At 71.1% G+C, this 16,536-nt stretch carries 17 protein-coding genes; 8 read left to right on the forward strand and 9 right to left on the reverse strand.

Going from position 1 to position 16,536, the window contains the following annotated elements:
* Nucleotides 1–16 precede the first annotated feature (16 nt).
* The 5 genes from AB0F61_RS19875 to AB0F61_RS19895 are packed head-to-tail and all read right to left on the reverse strand — an operon-like array spanning nt 17 to nt 4,342.
* Nucleotides 17–997, reverse strand: a complete 981-nt coding sequence (locus AB0F61_RS19875; RefSeq protein WP_357811676.1) for a beta-ketoacyl-ACP synthase 3 — start codon at nt 995–997, stop codon at nt 17–19.
* Complete coding sequence (locus tag AB0F61_RS19880; RefSeq protein WP_357811678.1) at nt 994–2,001, reverse strand: AfsA-related hotdog domain-containing protein; 1,008 nt, start codon at nt 1,999–2,001, stop codon at nt 994–996. The genes AB0F61_RS19875 and AB0F61_RS19880 overlap by 4 nt, the downstream gene beginning before the upstream one ends.
* Nucleotides 2,002–3,204, reverse strand: a complete 1,203-nt coding sequence (locus AB0F61_RS19885) for a beta-ketoacyl-[acyl-carrier-protein] synthase family protein (protein WP_357811680.1) — start codon at nt 3,202–3,204, stop codon at nt 2,002–2,004.
* Nucleotides 3,201–3,461: an acyl carrier protein gene (locus AB0F61_RS19890; RefSeq protein WP_355028309.1), complete on the reverse strand. Its 261-nt coding sequence runs from the start codon at nt 3,459–3,461 to the stop codon at nt 3,201–3,203. The genes AB0F61_RS19885 and AB0F61_RS19890 overlap by 4 nt, the downstream gene beginning before the upstream one ends.
* Before the next feature lie 53 nt (nt 3,462–3,514).
* Nucleotides 3,515–4,342 (reverse strand): SDR family NAD(P)-dependent oxidoreductase, encoded by an 828-nt coding sequence (locus tag AB0F61_RS19895; protein ID WP_357811683.1) that lies wholly within the window; start codon nt 4,340–4,342, stop codon nt 3,515–3,517.
* 286 nt (nt 4,343–4,628) lie between these two features.
* Between AB0F61_RS19895 and AB0F61_RS19900 the strand changes: the two genes are divergently transcribed.
* Nucleotides 4,629–5,084 (forward strand): MaoC family dehydratase, encoded by a 456-nt coding sequence (locus AB0F61_RS19900; protein ID WP_357811685.1) that lies wholly within the window; start codon nt 4,629–4,631, stop codon nt 5,082–5,084.
* Nucleotides 5,077–5,892, forward strand: coding sequence for an enoyl-CoA hydratase/isomerase family protein (locus tag AB0F61_RS19905; protein ID WP_357811687.1), 816 nt, complete (start codon nt 5,077–5,079; stop codon nt 5,890–5,892). The genes AB0F61_RS19900 and AB0F61_RS19905 overlap by 8 nt, the downstream gene beginning before the upstream one ends.
* Nucleotide 5,893: 1 nt before the next feature.
* On the opposite strand, the gene AB0F61_RS19910 is transcribed toward AB0F61_RS19905, so the two are convergent.
* Nucleotides 5,894–6,412, reverse strand: coding sequence for a hypothetical protein (locus AB0F61_RS19910; protein ID WP_357811689.1), 519 nt, complete (start codon nt 6,410–6,412; stop codon nt 5,894–5,896).
* Between the two features lie 160 nt (nt 6,413–6,572).
* Here AB0F61_RS19910 and AB0F61_RS19915 point away from each other — a divergent pair, with 160 nt between their 5' ends.
* The 3 genes from AB0F61_RS19915 to AB0F61_RS19925 all read left to right on the forward strand — a co-directional run bounded on the left by AB0F61_RS19915 (nt 6,573) and on the right by AB0F61_RS19925 (nt 11,051).
* The gene (locus AB0F61_RS19915) at nt 6,573–8,357 is read left to right on the forward strand and encodes a hypothetical protein (RefSeq protein ID WP_357811691.1); all 1,785 of its coding nucleotides are present in this window, start codon (nt 6,573–6,575) and stop codon (nt 8,355–8,357) included.
* Between the two features lie 54 nt (nt 8,358–8,411).
* Nucleotides 8,412–9,488, forward strand: coding sequence for a glycosyltransferase family 2 protein (locus AB0F61_RS19920; protein ID WP_357811769.1), 1,077 nt, complete (start codon nt 8,412–8,414; stop codon nt 9,486–9,488).
* Nucleotides 9,489–9,581: 93 nt separating this feature from the next.
* Nucleotides 9,582–11,051, forward strand: a complete 1,470-nt coding sequence (locus tag AB0F61_RS19925; protein ID WP_357811693.1) for a hypothetical protein — start codon at nt 9,582–9,584, stop codon at nt 11,049–11,051.
* Here AB0F61_RS19925 and AB0F61_RS19930 read toward each other — a convergent pair.
* A complete protein-coding gene (locus AB0F61_RS19930; protein WP_357811695.1) occupies nt 11,032–12,177 on the reverse strand; it encodes a hypothetical protein in 1,146 nt (381 codons plus the stop codon). The genes AB0F61_RS19925 and AB0F61_RS19930 overlap by 20 nt on opposite strands.
* A 129-nt stretch (nt 12,178–12,306) precedes the next feature.
* On the opposite strand from AB0F61_RS19930, the gene AB0F61_RS19935 reads away from it, so the two are divergent.
* Genes AB0F61_RS19935 through AB0F61_RS19945 form a run of 3 tightly spaced genes read left to right on the forward strand, consistent with a single transcriptional unit; the run spans nt 12,307 to nt 15,265 of the window.
* Entirely contained in the window at nt 12,307–13,446 is a 1,140-nt protein-coding gene (locus AB0F61_RS19935) for a hypothetical protein (protein WP_357811697.1), read from the forward strand.
* Between the two features lie 13 nt (nt 13,447–13,459).
* Nucleotides 13,460–14,569 (forward strand): histidine kinase, encoded by a 1,110-nt coding sequence (locus AB0F61_RS19940; RefSeq protein WP_357811699.1) that lies wholly within the window; start codon nt 13,460–13,462, stop codon nt 14,567–14,569.
* 51 nt (nt 14,570–14,620) lie between these two features.
* A complete protein-coding gene (locus AB0F61_RS19945; RefSeq protein WP_357811701.1) occupies nt 14,621–15,265 on the forward strand; it encodes a response regulator transcription factor in 645 nt (214 codons plus the stop codon).
* 26 nt (nt 15,266–15,291) lie between these two features.
* On the opposite strand, the gene AB0F61_RS19950 is transcribed toward AB0F61_RS19945, so the two are convergent.
* The gene (locus AB0F61_RS19950; RefSeq protein WP_355028462.1) at nt 15,292–15,675 is read right to left on the reverse strand and encodes a hypothetical protein; all 384 of its coding nucleotides are present in this window, start codon (nt 15,673–15,675) and stop codon (nt 15,292–15,294) included.
* A 132-nt stretch (nt 15,676–15,807) separates the two neighbouring features.
* On the reverse strand, nt 15,808–16,299 hold the full coding sequence (locus tag AB0F61_RS19955) for an HAD domain-containing protein (RefSeq protein ID WP_357811703.1): 492 nt from the start codon (nt 16,297–16,299) through the stop codon (nt 15,808–15,810).
* Between the last annotated feature and the right edge of the window lie 237 nt (nt 16,300–16,536).

Consider the following 16,536-nt stretch of genomic DNA (forward strand, 5'->3'; position numbering starts at 1 on the left):
ATCCGACCGGGACCGGTTACGGGCAGTCCGTGCCCTGCACCAGGTGTGCGCAGCCCTTCCAGTTGATGACTCCGGCACCCCAGGTCAGACCCGCGCCGAAGGCGGCCAGCCCGACCCGGGCCCCGGCCGTCAACAGCCCCTCCCGCTGGGCCTCGGCGAGAGCGAGCGGGATGGAGGCCGCCGAGGTGTTGCCGAAGCGGTCGAGGTACATCGCGACCCGGTCCGCCGGGTAGCCGAGCCGCCGGGCGACGGCTCGGACGATCCGGGCGTTGGCCTGGTGACTGACCAGCACATCGAGGTCGCTGACGGCAAGCTCGCAGGCGTAGCAGCTGCCCTTGACCTCGTTGACCATCGCTTCCACGGCGAACTCGTAGACCTCGCCGCCCTGCATGCGCACCACCTGGTCGTCCCGGTCGACGTACAGGAGATCCCCGTGCTCGCCCGCGGACCCGAAGGAGAGGTACTGCGGGCACCCGGCCCGCCGGGTGCCCCGGGCCGCCCGCACCACGACCGCCGCCGCGGCGTCGCCGAACAGCACGGCCGTCGACCGGTCCCCCTCGTCGGTGAGGCGGGACATCGCGTCCGCTCCGACCACGAGGACGCAGTCGGCCCGGTCGGTCTCGATCCGGCCGATCGCGTAGTCGAGGGCGTAGAGGAAGCCGGTGCATGCTCCGTTGAGATCGACCGCGCCCGGTGCGCCGGTCCCCAACAGGTGCGCCACCCCCGGGGCGAGTCCCGGGGAGATGCGGTCGGCGGTCGAGGTCGCGGCGACGACGAAGTCGACCTCGGCCGGTGTGGCCGCGGCGTCCTCGAGCGCCCTGGCGCCCGCCTCGGCGGCCAGGTTGCCGAGCCGTTCGCCGTCGCCGAGCCGGTGTCGCCTGCCGACACCGGTCCGACTGGTGATCCACTCGTCGTTGACCCCGAGGTGGGCGAACCGGTCGTTGCCGACCACCGTGGCCGGCAGGGCGGCGCCCGCCCCGGCGACGACGGCGGTCACGAGCCCAGCTCCGGCCCGCGGGTTTCCTCCGGACTGAGCACGAATCGTGAGCGTGTGACGATCTGCCCCTTCTGTTCGGCCCAGACCGTCACCGCCTGGCCGCCGCCGTCGGTGTCCCACCCGGCGACCCGGCAGGACAGGGGGGCGTCGAGCTCCGCGAACGACACGAAGTCCATCGACGCCGCATCCGTGCGCAGCGCGCCGGCGTCGAGGTCGGCGTGCACGACCATGGCGGCGACGGCGAGCTGGCGCGACGCCTCGGCGATCAGCATGCCCGGATAGTGGTCGAGCCGACGGTCGAAGAAGGCGGGGTGCCGCAGCGGCAACACGTCGGCAGACGCGCACTGCGGTGGCCCGGACGGAGTGGTGATCAGCACGTTGCCGGGAAAACTCCGGCCGACGACGGCACCGGGAGCCGCCATCGCGAGCAGCTCGGGCCGCGCGTCGAGGACCCGCTCGGCACTGCCGCTGCGCAGCTCCGCGTACCCGTCGTGGGCGAGGAAGGCCACCGAGCCGGTCATCGTCGCGGCGGGCCGTCCGTCGATCCAGGCTCGTACCGGTCCGTCGATCGCGTAGACCGCTCCGCGCCGGTTGCGGCGTACCCGGTCGACCGGTACGGCGATCACGATCTCGGCCGTGTCCTCCCCCACGATCGTCGCCTGGGTCGACTCCACCCGGACGTCCACCGAGCGCAGGACGAACTGGCTGTCCAGCGGCACCTCGAGCAGGGCGTGCGCGATCACCTCGACGCCCTGCCGCAGCACCTCGGCGATCAGGAGGGTGTCGTGGTGGCGACCGGCCGTGTCGTTGTACAACCGGTGCAGCCTCGGTAGTTGACCCACGGCCACCAGCCGTTCCCCGTCCCGGGCGACGCCGGTGACGAAGACCCCTTCGGTGGTCTGCCGATGCGCGAACCGCCGCGGGACGGTGGAGTCGGTGGTGAGTCCGAGCGAGCTGGGCACCGGCGGCAGCGCCACGGACGTCGAGTCGATGTCGGTGACCATTCAGCTCACCGCCCGCAACAGCAGTGCCACGTTGTGGCCGCCGAACCCGAACGACGTGGAGAGGCCGACGGACCCGCCCTCACGCGCCGGTAGCGACGCGGCCCGCACGACGTGGGTGAGTGGCCCGAGGCGCTCGTCGGGCTCGGTCAGCCCGTGTGTCGGCGGAGCCGTCCGGTGCCGCAGCGCCTGCAGCGTCGCGACGGCCTCGACCGCGCCCGCGGCGCCCAGCAGGTGGCCCAGGTAGGACTTGCTGGACGAGATCGGGGTGCTGGTCAGCGCCTCACCCAACGCGGTGCGGAGGGCTCTGGTCTCGGCCAGGTCGTTGAGCACCGTCCCGGTGCCGTGCGCGTTGATGTAGTCGATGTCGGCCGCCGGTAGCTGGGCGTCGGCAAGGGCGAGGGAGACCGCCTTCGCGGCGAGCGAGGCATTCGGTTCGGGAGAGGTCAGGTGGTAGGCGTCGGTCGTGGCTCCGTATCCCAGCACCTCGCCGAGGACCACCGCGCCCCGACGCTCGGCGGCGTCGGCACTCTCCAGCACCAGGACGGCCGCTCCCTCGCCGAGGAGGAAGCCGTCGCGCTTCTGGTCGAACGGCACCGAACGGCCGGTGGGCGAGAGCGCGCCGGCCGAGAGGAAGATGGCCTCCGTGAACGGGGTCAGGGCCGCCTCGGCCCCGCCGACCACCACCGCGTCGGCTTCTCCGGTGCGGATCGCCCGCAGCCCGGCCCCGATCGCCTGCGCACCGCCGGAGCACGCAGCGACGATGGACGACGCCTCGCCGCGGAACTGGTAGCGGATCGCCAACTGGGCCGCTGCCGCGTTCGCCATCAACATGGGCACGGACAACGGCGACACGTACTCCGGGCCGTCGCGGCGCAACGCCTCGATCTGCGACTCGATCGTCGCGATGCCCCCGATCGCCGAGCCGATCACACAGCCCACCCGCTCCGGCGCGTACGGCGGCTGATCACCCCACCCGGCCTGGTCGAGTGCCTCGTCGGCGGCGACGATGGCGAACTGGCAGAACCGGTCGGTGCGGTGCGCCTCCCGCCTGGTGAGCACCCCGCGCCAGTCGAACGAGTCGCACCTGCCGACCCCGTCGTCCAGGCCGGAGTCTCCCGCGACGGCACGCTCGTGCAGCGCCTGGGCTCCCACACCCAGGGCGCTCACCACTCCCATGCCGGTCACCACGACCCGTCCGGTCATGAGCAGCCCGCCCGCTCGTAGATCACCTGGAGGGCGTCGGCAAGTGACTTGACCTCGGCGAAGTCGTTGGGGCGGACCTGGATGCCGAGCTCCTTGCGGACGCCCTGGCTCAACTCCACCACGTCCAGCGAGTCGAGCCCCATCTCCTCGAGCGTGGCGCCGGTGCTGATGCCTGCCGCGTCCGCGCCCATGGCCTCCACCTGCTCGCGCACGAACTCCTCGATCTCCACCTGGCTGTGCTGAGAATTCTGGGACATATCGCCCTCCAGGGATGTCGGTCTACACGTGCCCCTCATGACCGGGGCGAAGCTCAGGAGATCTGGAACGCGGCGGCGGAGAGCCCTCCGTCCACGGCCAGCGTCGCGCCGGTGACGTATCCGGCCGCCGTCGACGCGAGGAAGCACACGCACGCGGCCACCTCGTCGGGACTGGCGGCTCGCCGCATCGGCACGTGGCGGCGCACCGACTGGTCGAGGTGCGCCACGTCGTGCGTCATGTCGGTGCGTGCCAGCCCGGGCGCGACCGCGTTGACGGTGACGCCCTTTCTCGCCACCTCCACCGCTACCGATCTGGTCAGCGCGCCCAGACCCGCCTTTGCCGCGGCGTAGTTGCCCACGCCGGGAATCGAATGGGCGCCGAGCACCGAGGCGACGTTGACGATCCGCCCGAATCTGGCCCTGATCATGCTTGGCAGAGCTCGCCGGATTGTGTGAAAAGAGCCGGTGAGGTTGGTGGAGAGCACTGTTCGCCACTGCTCGTCGTCGAGGGCGGCCAGCAAACCGTCAGCGCGGACGCCCGCGTTGTTGACGAGTACGCTGACCGCGCCGAACTCGTCTTCGAGCGCATTGAAAAGGGCGTCCACGGATGGGGCGTCGGACACGTCGCCACCCACCACCACCGCGCGGCCGCCCGCATTGATGATCGATTCTGCGGCGGCTCGTGCCGCCGTCTCGTCGGACCGAAAGTTGATCCCCAGCGGCATTCCACCCCGGGCCAGCGCGTGGGCGACCGCTAGGCCGATCCCGCGGGAAGCCCCGGTGACCAGAGCACACCCGGTGGTCGGCAATCCGAATTCAAGGCTGCGCGTGGTGGACGTCTGATTTCGATCAAGACCGGTGCCGGACAGCGCAACACTCACCCGCGAACCCCCCGTTGTATCCATGGTGCACGGACCGCACGGACGGCCACCATCCCGGTCTGACCAAGACGGTCGAGACGGCCACACGGACCCCGTTAACATATAGAACACCGACGATTCAATCAAGGATCATGAAAACTGTCGCGTCTATTTATTTCCTGTAACACATGTTTCGCTCGGCGTCGACGACGTGCGCTTGCAAGATCGCTCAGCCGGCCGCCGATCCGCTGCCGATATCGGCAGGTGGGGTTGCGGACCGGCCGTCGTTGCCGGAAAGGTGGGCACAGTGAGCCGATACGACAACATCGATGCCCTGCTCGAGCGCACCGGCGAGCAGCTCGGCACCACCGGATGGCACCTCATCGACCAGGCCCGGATCAACGCGTTCGCCGACGCGACAGGCGATCAACAGTGGATCCACGTCGACGAGAAGCGGGCCGCGGCGGAGAGTCCGTTCGGGACGACGATCGCGCACGGCATGCTCACGCTCTCGCTCTGCGCCACCTTCCTGTCCGAGCTGGTCGAGGTCGACGGCGTCCGCCTGGTCATCAACGCCGGCCTGAACAAGGTGCGCATGCGCGCCCCGGTGCCGGTCGGCTCCCGGGTGCGCGGCGTCGCGACCCTCCTGGAGGCCCGCCGGATGGCCGCCGCGTGCCGGGTCGTGGTGCAGATGCGGGTGGAGATCGAGGGCGAGACCAAACCAGCCTGCGTCGCCGACTGGGTCCTCGTCTTCAATGAGTGACAGCCGCGTCACCGCGCCCTGCGTCTCCCGCACCATCCACGGACCCGTCGCCGTGCTCACGATGGACCGCCCGGACACCGGCAACGTGCTCGACGCCGAGATGCTCGACGACCTGCTGCGGCACACCACCGCGCTGGCCGACGACCCGGCGGTACGCGCGGTCGTGCTGACCGGCACCGGCAAGGCGTTCTCGCTCGGCGGTGACCTGGCGGACTTCGAGCGGGCGCTGTCCGGCCAGGTGGGCGACCCCGCCGCGTACAGCCGCCCCCTGACCGGGGCGCTCGGCACCGTCGTGCGCACCCTGCGCGAGATGCGGGCCTGCGTGATCGCGGCGGTCAACGGGCAGGCGGCGGGTGCCGGGTTCGCCCTGGCATTGGCCTGTGACCTGCGCATCGCCTCCGAGCGGGCCGTGTTGCACTTCGCCTACGGAGCACTGGGCGCGTCGACGGACGGGGGGATGAGTTGGTTCCTGCCCCGTGTCGTCGGGCCGGCACGGGCGCTCGCGCTCCTCCTCGAACAACCGATCATCCGGGCGCCCCGGGCTCTCCGGGAGGGCCTGGTCAACGAAGTCGTACCGGCCACCGACCTGCTGGACCGGGCCCTACGGACCGCCGGACACCTGGCGGCGAGCGCACCGCACGCCGTCGCCGCCGCGAAGCGGCTCATCGACGCCAGTCACCGCAACACGCTCGACGAGCACCTGACGATGGAGCACGACCTCTTCGCCGACGGGCTACGGACCCGGGACATGCGGCGGGGCCTGGCCGCCCACCGGCAGGGCGACGTGCCGGTCTTCGAAGGCGACTGACCTACCACGCTTCGGGGCTGGTCTCCGTCGCCGACGCGGCTTGCGCGCGGGGCCGTCCCGGTGTGCGCTCCACCCTCGCCACGGCGGCGACCGGCACTGTCGCGACGAAATAGTCCTCGGCCAGGTCCGACTGCACGTCGACTGTCGCATCCCGGCCCACGTAGCGGACGACGAACCTGGTCTCGCGAAGCCACGTCCCGTCGTAGTCGGCGAGACCCTCCGGCACTTCACCCACGAGTCGCACCTCGTCACCCGGCCTGAGGGCCGCATCCTTCGGAGCCTCGTCGCGTTGGACCGCCGAGACCACATCGAGGAGGGTCGCCAGTGGCTCGGTGTCCACGCCGTAGTGCACGAGCAGGCCCACCTGTCCGAAGATCAGACCGGCCTCGGCTCTGCTCAGGTCGGCCAGCGCCTCGACCGCACCCGCCGCCAGGGCCCGACCCTTCGCCGCGTGCACCTGCGCCGCCAGCGCCAGCAGCAGGCGATCGAGGACGTTCTCCGCGGTTGCCTCGTCGGTCACCCGCCGACGATACGCCGTACCAACGCCACAGTCGGCTGACGACGGCCCACCCACGCCCTCCCGCGGGCCAGCTCGGATCGACCCGCGCACGTCGCCGCGCGGACCCACGCTTCGGACAGCTGATGGACAAGGTCCCCCAGCATCGGACAGGATCTATCCCGTGAATACCCGGTCCACCGGCGCCGCAGCAACCGCCGAGAACACGAGCCCCGAACAGACGTCCGACGACCGGACGCCGAGCCGGTGGGATCGGTGGCGCCGGGCCCGACCCGAGTGGATCGTGGCAGCACTGGGCAGCCTGCTGCTCTCGGTGGTGCTGACCTGGCCGACGCTGCGGCATCCGGCGAGCACCATTCCCAACGACCTCGGCGACCCGACGTTGCAGGCGTGGCAGGTCGCCTGGTCGGGGCATGCGCTCCTCAGCAGTCCCGCCGACCTCTGGCACTCGAACACGTTCTTCCCCGAGAAATACACGTACGCCTACAGCGACACCCTGCTCGGCTACGCCCCGATCGGGATGCTCGGTTCCGGCTTCGAGGCGGCCGTGATCCGCTACAACGTGCTCTACATGCTGCTGCACGCGCTCGCGGCCTTCGGGGCGTACGTGCTGGCGCGCCAGCTCGGCGCGAACCGGTGGGGCGGGGCGGTCGCCGGGGTCGCGTGGGCGTTCGCGCCCTGGCGGTTGGCGCACGCCGGCCATCTCAACATCCTGTCCAGCGGGGGCATCGCGCTGTGCCTGGCGATGCTGGCCCGGGGGCACGGCTGGTCGCTGCGCCACGGTTACCGGCCGGAGCGACGGCGACCCGGCTGGGCGTTGGCCGGGTGGCTCGTCGCCGCCTGGCAGGTCACGCTCGGCTTCGGCATCGGGCTACCACTTGTCTACTTCCTGTTGGCCGCGGTGCTGGTAACGGCCGGCTGCTACGGCTGGTCCTGGTGGCGCAAGCGGGAACGCCCGCCGTTCGGTAGGCGGTTGCTGCTCGCGGACCTGGCCGGCGGCGTCGTGTTCGGCGCGGCGACGTTGCTGCTCGGCCTGGTCTACCTGCGCGTTGTCGACCTCAACCCGCAGGCCGAACGGGGGCTGGAGTGGACGAAGATGTTCTCCCCTCCACTTATCGGGTTCGTCACCGCACCGGCCGACTCGTGGTTGTGGGGTGAGCGGCACGCCGCCGCACGCGAACAGTTGTCCTGGCCGCCGGAGATGGCGCTGCTGCCCGGGATAACGCTCATCGCGCTGGCCGCGGCGGGCCTGTTCATCTCGATGTTCCCGGTTCGGCACCGGGTCGCACTGGGTCTCGGCGTGCTCGGCACGGTGCTGTTGGGCCTGGGCTCGACCCTCGGTGGTGACGGGGATCCGGGCTACCTGACCCTGTCCACCCTCCTGCCGGGCTGGGACGCCCTGCGCACACCGGGCCGGATGATGCACTGGACCAGCCTGCTGCTGGCGCTGCTGGCCGCCGGAGCGGTGACGGCGCTCGCCGAATCATCGGGCCAGGGCTCGGCCCGCCGCTGGACGCGGGTCCTCATGCCGCTGGTCCTGCTGGTGCCGCTGGCCCTGGTCACCCTGGAGGGTGTCAACCGGACACCCCACCCGACGGTGACTCCGCCACCGGCCGCGATGCGGGCCGCGCAGGACCCGATCCTCGTGCTGCCCGCGGGTGGCGTGGGCGATCTGACGTACATGTTGTGGACGACCGACGGGTTCCCCCGGATAACGAACGGGCTGGCCGGGTTCGAGCCGGTCAGCCAGGCGCAGACCCGGATGGCGGTGGCGTCGTTCCCCGACGCGGGCAGCGTGGCGTACCTGCGTGGGATCGGCGTGCGGTCGGTGGTGGCCGTGCCGGACCGCACGGCGGGGACGCCCTGGGACGGCATCGCGGCCCGGCCCATCGACGGGCTGGGCATCACCCGGGAGGAACTCGATGGCACGCTGCTCTACCGCCTCTGATCGGGCCCGCGCCGCCTGCACCGACGGCGGATGCCCGGGTACGGGCCGGGCGGGGTGAGCAGGATGCGGTTGTCCATCGTGGTGCCCTGCTTCAACGAGGAATCGTCGGTGGAGCGGTTGCACGAGACCGTCACGGCCACGCTCGCCGAGCTGTCGGACCTGGATGTCGAGGTGGTGTACGTCGACGACGGCAGCGAAGACGGCACCCTCGAGGCGCTGCGCCGGCTCGCCGCCGCCGACCCTGCGGTCTGCTACACGTCGCTGAGCCGCAACTTCGGCAAGGAGGCGGCGATGCTCGCCGGCCTGCAACGGGCCACCGGCGACGCGGTCGTCATCATGGACGCCGACCTGCAACACCCGCCACGGTTGCTGCCGGAGATGGTGGCCCTGTACCGGCAGGGCTTCGACCAGGTGATCGCCCGCCGGGACCGACGGGGCGACCGGTTCGTGCGCATGGTCGCCTCACGGTCCTTCTACCGGGTGATCAACTGGTGGATCGACGTACGCCTGCAGGACGGGGCAGGCGACTTCCGGCTGCTGTCCCGGCTCGCGGTGGACGCGATACTGGCGATGCCGGAATACAACAGGTTCTCCAAGGGACTGTTCTCCTGGATCGGCTTCCGCACCGTGGTGGTGGCCCACCGCAACGAGACCCGGCAGACGGGGCGGAGCAGGTGGACGTTCGGCAAGCTGTTCAACTACGCGTTCGACGGCCTGCTGTCGTTCAACAACCGGCCACTGCGCCTGGCGATCTACGGCGGCATGTTCCTCACCCTCATCGCACTGGTCTACATGGCCTGGGTCGTGGCGGACGCCATCGAAAAGGGCATCGACGTTCCCGGGTACACCACAATCATCGTCAGCGTGATCGGGCTCGGCGGCATCCAGATGACCATCCTGGGCGTGATCGGGGAGTACATCGGCCGGATCTACTACGAGACGAAGCGCCGACCGCACTATCTGGTGCAGGAGACCGAGCGCCTGGTCACCGAGAGCGGCGACGCGCCACGGATGCCGTCCCAGCCCGCGGCGCGGTCGACCGATCGGGGCCAGCAGGCGGTGCCGGACCCGTTCCGCCGGCCCCACCAGCGGCCGCCCGCCGGGGAGGCCACGACCGGCGAAGCCGGCTGAACCCGGCGACAGCGGCCGGCTCGACGAGGGCACCCGATCCGCCTGGGTCATGCGAGACTCGTGCCGGCGCGACGGATCCGGGGAGGGCAGCGGGTGGCTGATGATGGGCCGACCCCCGTCCACCTGTCGGAGGTGCTCGACGGTCTCGCCGAGAACCCGGCGCTACCGGTCGAGTTGGTCCGCCGGCTGGTGCGTTACCGCCGCGGCTTCGGTCACGTGGCCATGCGCGCCGACCTGACCCCGGACCTGATCGAGGAGATCCTCGCCTCGGGCTATCACTGGCTGGTGCACTCGCTCGCACTCAACCGCGACCTGCCGCACGCCGTCCGGATGCGGCTGGCGGCGCACGCCGACTCGACGGTCCGAGCTGCAGTGGCCGTGGGCGCCCGGGACGCGCCCCGCGAGTTGCACGAACGGCTGATCGACGATCCGGAGCCGCAGGTACGCGTGTACCTCGCGCAACGCGACGACGTGCCGGCCGACCTGCTCGCCCGGCTCGCGGGTGATCCCGATCCGGAGGTCCGGGCCACGCTCGCACGGTGGTGGACGCAGGCACCCGAGGCGGTCCGGCGGGTCCTGCTCACCGACCCCGTCGACAGCGTTCGCGCGGCCGCCTGCTCGACCTACTACGCGCGGCGACCGCATCCGGTGCCGCCGCCCGACCTCGTGGCGGGCCTGCTCGCCGATCCGGTCACCCGCACCGGTGCCGTACGCCACGCGGTCCTGACCCCGGACCTGGCCGCCCGGCTCGCCGAGGACCCGGACTACCAGGTTCGCCGGCAGGTGGCCGAGCACCCGCAGCTTCCCCCTTCGGTGCGGGACGTGCTCGCCGAGGATCCCAGCGCGAACGTGCGCGTGGGTGTCTTCCGGCGCCAGGACACTCCCGAGCCGATGCGCCACCACATCTACGCGGGCATCCAGCAGGGCGAGCGCCCGCTTACCGACTTCCTCGGCGGCGACCTCGACGACGATGCGCTGATACAGCAGGTCGAAGACCACCTGGCCGTCTCCGAGCTGCGAAACCTGCGGCTGGACTGGGTCACCGCGGACCCGCTGCCCCACGTTTCCTCGCCGTACATCTGCTTCCGGCATTCCGCGGCGCACAGCCGGGCACTGCCGGCCGACGCGGTCATCCGACTACTCAACGACGATGACAGTGGCGTCCGTACGACCATGGCCAGGCACGCCCCGCACCTGGTCGACCCGGCCACCGCCGAGCGCATCGACCGTGGGTTCCGGCCGGACAAGAAGACCGACTGGCGTCCCGCCGACGTCCTCCCGCTCCCGGCGTCGACCCTGCGCCGGCTCGCCACCGACCCGGATCCCCGCATGCGGTGCCTGGCCCCCCGAGATCCGGACCTGCCCATCGAGGTGATCGAACGCCTGGCCGCCGACCCCGACAGCACGGTCCGCCAGGCCGTCGCCGGGCATCCGCGGCTACCGTCTGACGCGAGGTGCGCCCTCCTCGCTGATCCGAGCGAGTGGGTGGCGCGGACGACCGCTGCGGCACCGACGCTGCCCGTGGCCGAGATGGAGCGACTGTTCACCCTCGCTGGCGTCTGAGCGACACCGCGTCGCGACCACCGCCGTGCCCAGCCGTCGCCGCAGCATCGGCTCCGGCGCTCGACACCTGTCGGGCGGGCGGAGCGTAGCGGTGGTAGTAGCCGGTCAGCGCGACCGCCAACGAGATCGACCACAACGGGAAGAGGCACCAGCCCAGGCCGCCGGCCCCCCAGTACGCCCAGTCGTTCACCGGTTCCCCCCACAACTGAAACGTGTCGAGCTGACCAGGCAGGTGTACGCCCAGTTGCCCCAGCAGCAGTCCCCGCCCAAACCCGAAGATGCCGAGGACGGCCGACCCGCCGAGCAGCAGCGGAAACCACATCGGTACGACCCGGCCACGCAGCACCGGGATCCAGCGGGGAAACACCCTGCCCCAGCGACAGAGCAACCCAGCGGTCAGCACGGCGCCGGCTGTCGCGAATGACGCGAGGATCGGCTCGATGTAGACGTTCTCCGGCTGGTTGCGCAGCAGGGACATGACGAACGGTTCCGGTGCTCCGACAGCCCAGCCCCGCGACCAGGCCAGTCGGATCAGCGCGTACGGCAGCGGGCAGACGATCGCCACGTAGGTGGCGATCCGACCCGCCCGGATCCAGGCGGCGCGGCGACGTCGCAGACCACTCGGGTCCCGGTCGCTCGTACCGTCGGCGTAGGCGATGCTCGCCAGGAGGAACAGGGCCGCGCCGGCCGCCGCGACGACCTGAAACAGCGTCGGCCAGTCCGCCCGCAGCCAGCCGATCGGGAGAAGGCCCAGCGGCGGCAACATCGTGATCATCCGTCCGTCCAGCACGACGCACACGATCACCGCCGCGACGCCGACGCCGCTGACGATCCCGGCTCGACGTCGGGTCGGATGGCGGTCACGTCCGTCGAGCCGCCAGGCCACGACAAGCGCCACCACACCGAACACGGTGATGAGCGGGCCACCCACGGCACGCTCCAGGCCGGCCAGCAGCGAAGAGTAGTCCGGCCCGGTGCGGTCGTTGTGACCGAACGGGTAGCCGGCGCCGCCGGAGGACCAGAAGATGCCCAGCACGACGAGGAACCAGGCCCATCCGCTCGCCGCTGCCGCTGCCCACCGCCGCCAGGACCGCCGCCCGCCGTTCCGTGCCACCGATGCTGTCATGACGGTCAGTGTTGGACACCGGGTACGGGTTCGACATCTGCCGTACGGGGTGGACCGCTGCCCACGTACCGCTTGGCCTCCCCCGGCTGGGAGACGCGCCGCTGCCCGTCGCCTGTGCAGGATCGACCCATGCGAAGGCGACAGCTGACATCCGCGCTCGTGGCGTTCCTCCTCGCCGGGGTCGCCATGATGGTGCTACCCCGCTACGGCGACACCGATGGCTGGCGAGCCACGTTCAGCCCTGCCCTTCCACCGCCGACCGGCTCCCACGACGTGGGTGTACGACGCATGCGGCTCGCAGACCAGGACCGCCGCGACCCGTGGCGGCCGGACAGTGACCGCATGGTGATGCTCGACGTGCACTACCCGGCCGATGCCGGGTCCAGGCCGTTGGCGCACTACGCCGTGGCGCCCGCCCTGACCGAGTTCGGCCGCCTGGCCTGGGCGCCCGGCGAGGAGCGGCGCCTGGGACTGCTGCCGGACGAGGTCAACTGGATGTTCCGCACCCACTCCCACGAGTGGGCGCCGCCCGCCGCCGGCTCGTTCCCCGTCCTGGTCGGCTCGCCACCACCCGGGGTGATGCGATCGGCGTACACCGGCGTCGCCGAGGAGTTGGCGAGCCGCGGATACGTGGTCGTCACCGTCGACCACCCGTTCGACGCGCCGGTGGTCGATCTCTATCCCACCCGGCGGGTGATCGAACCCACCGACGCCGTCGTCACCGTCGGCCGCCTCGACGCCGACACGACAAGGGTCGCCGACATCGAGTACGTCACGAGGGCACTCTCCGGCCTGGACCGGCAGGTGAGCCGTGTGATGGACCTGCGACGGATCGGCCTCTTCGGCTGGACCGGCTCGGACGCCGCACAACGAGCGCACCTCGCCGGTCTGCCCGGAGTGTCCGGCCTCACGGACATGACCGGCACCGCCGAGGTCACCGACACCGGCAGGGTGCCCCTGCTCGTCCTCGGCGGCTCGCCCATCGACACGCACCGCCGCCTCCCGCGTCCTGGCTGGCGGGCGATCGTCACCATCACCGGTGCGTCGCCGAGGTCGCTCACCGACGACGGGGTGCTGCTGGCACAGATCGCGCGACGCTACCCACGCACCGAACCGGTCGTGCGGCAGGACATCGGGGAGGCGCAGCCGTTGGCGTACCGCACTGTTCGCCGCGCGCTGGTCACCTTCTTCGACCACCATCTCAACGGTGCGTCCACCGGCACGATCGCCGCCGAATCGGGCGTGTCAGTTGATCTGGTCGCACCGTGAGATGCTGACCGGCGTGAAGTGGCTCGCCGGGCTGGCCGCCGGGATCGTCACCGTCCTGGCGCCCTGGTACGGCGAGCCGGCCCCGCTGCGGCTGACCGCCTGGGTCTCGGTCCTCGCCGCGACCCTGGCGATCTCGTCGCCCCGACTGCCCCGGGTACCACTCGCCGCCACGGCGGCCGTCGTGTCGCTGGGCGGAAGCCTCTGGGCATGGCTGTTGCTCGGCTACGACTTCGTCGACGACGGCAACGACTCCAGCAAGCTCCTGCTGTGGACCACGATCGACGTCGGCGCGCTGACCACCCTCGCCGTCGCACTGAGCCGCGGCGACGGCCGGGCCGGCCGGCTGACCGGAGTGCTCCTCCTGCTGCCCGGGTCGGCAGTCGGGTTACGACTCCTGCCCCACGCCGCCGTCGGAGAACAGGTTTTCCTGGGCGCTCTCGGTGCCGCCACGGTGCTGGCCGGAGCGCTGCTCGGTCACTACCTTCGCGGCCTCGACGAGCTTCGGGTGACTGTCGTGAAGCGGGCCCGATCCGCGCAACGCCGCCTGCTCGCCGCGGACCTTCACGACTACGTCGCGCACGACATCGCTGGCATCGCGGTCATGGCACAGTCGGCTCGGGTCGTCAGCGCGAGCGACCCCGCAGCACTCCTCGCACAGGTCGAGCAGGCCGCGGCTCGGGCGCTGCGGCGTCTCGACCGCAGCATCCGGCTGATGCGGGACGACGGCGAGCACACGACACACCAGTACGGCCTCGCCGACGTACCGGACCTGGTCGACGCCCATCCGCTTCCGGTCGAGCTGACCGTGGCGGTCGCGGGACACGGCGACATCTCCGCCGCGATCCAGGTTACGGCGTACCGGGTGATTGCCGAGGCGCTCACGAACGTCGCCCGGCATGCCCGCACCACCATCCCGGTGCGGGTGTCGGTGACCCAAGTGGACGGACGCCTGGACATCGTGGTCGCGAACGAGCTGACGACCGGAGCGACGCCACCGCGCCCCGCGGGCAACGGCACTGGCCTGGCGTCCCTTCGGGCGCGGGTGGAGGCACTCGACGGCACCATGCGTGCCGGTTGCGAGCAGGGATCGTGGCAGGTAAACGTCCGACTCCCCCTAGACTGAGTCGATGCCCACGCTGACGCACCTGCGGCTGGGTGTCCGGCGGGCGACGGCATGACCACCGTGGTGATCGCCGACGACCACGACATGGTCCGGCACGGTTTCCGCATGGTGCTGGCGGCGCAGCCCGACCTGACCGTCGTCGGTGAGGCAGCCAACGGCACCCTGGCCTGGGACCTGGTCCGCCGCCTGCGCCCGGCGGTGCTGCTGGCGGACATCAGGATGCCCGGCATCGACGGCCTCGAACTGGTCCGCCGCGTCACCACCGCCCCCGAGCTGGAGACCAAGGTGATCGTCGTGACCACCTTCGACGAGGACGAGTACGTCGGCCGGGCGTTGCGAGACGGTGCGAGTGGTTTCCTCCTGAAGGTGTCGGCACCCGGGCTGCTCGTCGAGGCCGTCCGAGCCGCGCTGGCAGGAAATGCCCTGATCAGCCCCGAAGTCACCGTCCGCCTGCTGGAACGCCTCAGAACCGACCGCGAAGCCCTCCAGCCGGACCCGCCCCTGACCCCCCGCGAACGTGACATCGCCAGGCTCGTGGCACGCGGGCTGAGCAACGACGAGATCGGCGCGGAACTCCACGTCTCGCCGGGCACCGTCAAGACCCACGTCGCCCACATCTCCCTGAAGCTCGGAACCGTCACACGCGTACGCATCGCTGCCTGGGCCTGGGAATCCGGCCTCGTGTCACGCCCCTGACGGCCGGGCCGGTGTGGGCGGCGCGGTCAGCCGTCCGGGGTGAAGAGCCCCTGGATGCCGACGACGATCGCGATGAGACCGAAGATCGCGAGCAGGAGGCGGACCCCGGTCGCGCCGGCCGCCTGCTCGTCACGTGGCGCCGGCCGTCCGGTCAGCCGCCCCCACAGCAGGGCGAGCCCGACGCCGATCCCCACCACCTCGAAGTGGAACACCCGGGGTCCGGACACCAGGTGAACGATGAGGTAGTAGCCGCCGGTCACGAGGGCCACGAGGCCGACCACCCAGGCGATCGGGGCGGCCCGACCGGCGAGGCGGCCCAGGTCGTCACCGACCCGCGGCAGCAGCCGGAGCACGGCGACGGCGAGCAGGAAACCGCCGACGATGTTGGCGAGGTCGAGCAGCAAAGCCATGATCACGATAGGTCTCCGTCGATCGAGGGATCAGCGGGTGGGAGCGTACCCACGGACCCGGGCCGCTGAAACGATCGAACCGCGGGGCAGCGTCGGACCGGCTGGATCCGGCAGTGGCGCATCCGGGTGTCCCTATGGGTTCCTCAGCGGACGTGGAAGGGCTTCGGCCCAGGCGATGACGTGGTCGATGGCGTCGCGGGTGAGGCCGGTCGTCGGGTCGACGGTGATCAACAGGGTGGGGCTGATCCGTGTCGCGGCCCAGCGGTGCGCCTGCGGCGGGTGGAGGTCGTCGATCCAGGCCAGGGGCCGAAGCTGTGCGTAGGCGGCGATGCGCGGGATCTTCTCGGCGGGGTCGAACGGCGGGGGTGGCATGGTGACCACGGGCAGAGGGGCGATGTGCAGCAGCGGAGCGAGTAGCTCGTTGGCCTCGTCGTTCCAACTCGTGGCCCAGGCGATGTCCAGGACGGTGCTCGCCTCGGTGATCCAGGCACCGTGTGCGGGATTGACCCGGACGGCTTCCTCACCGGGGAACAGGGGGTGTGCGGTGTAGCCGGCCGGCGGTTGCGGCGTGCCGTAAGGGCTGAGGACACCGTCGATGTCGAGCAGGAGCACGGGTCGGGTCATGGGCGGATTCTGCCGGAGCCAGCTTCGGCTTACGTCGCGTCCTCCACTGTGGTACGGCCGAGCAAGTATTTTACCCAACGTTTACGCATTGACCAGCGTCTTTGTAATACGAGGCGAATTAACCGGTGCGAAACCGATGCGACTCCCTGGTTCGTCACTTAGGCTGCCTGGTGATACATCGACGGACGGCACCCCCAACGTGCCGGCCCCCGCGTCCTCGCACACCGCCTACCGCCG

Origin of the sequence: Micromonospora sp. NPDC023888 (assembly GCF_040639415.1) — a bacterium.
Classification (GTDB): Bacteria; Actinomycetota; Actinomycetes; order Mycobacteriales; family Micromonosporaceae; genus Micromonospora.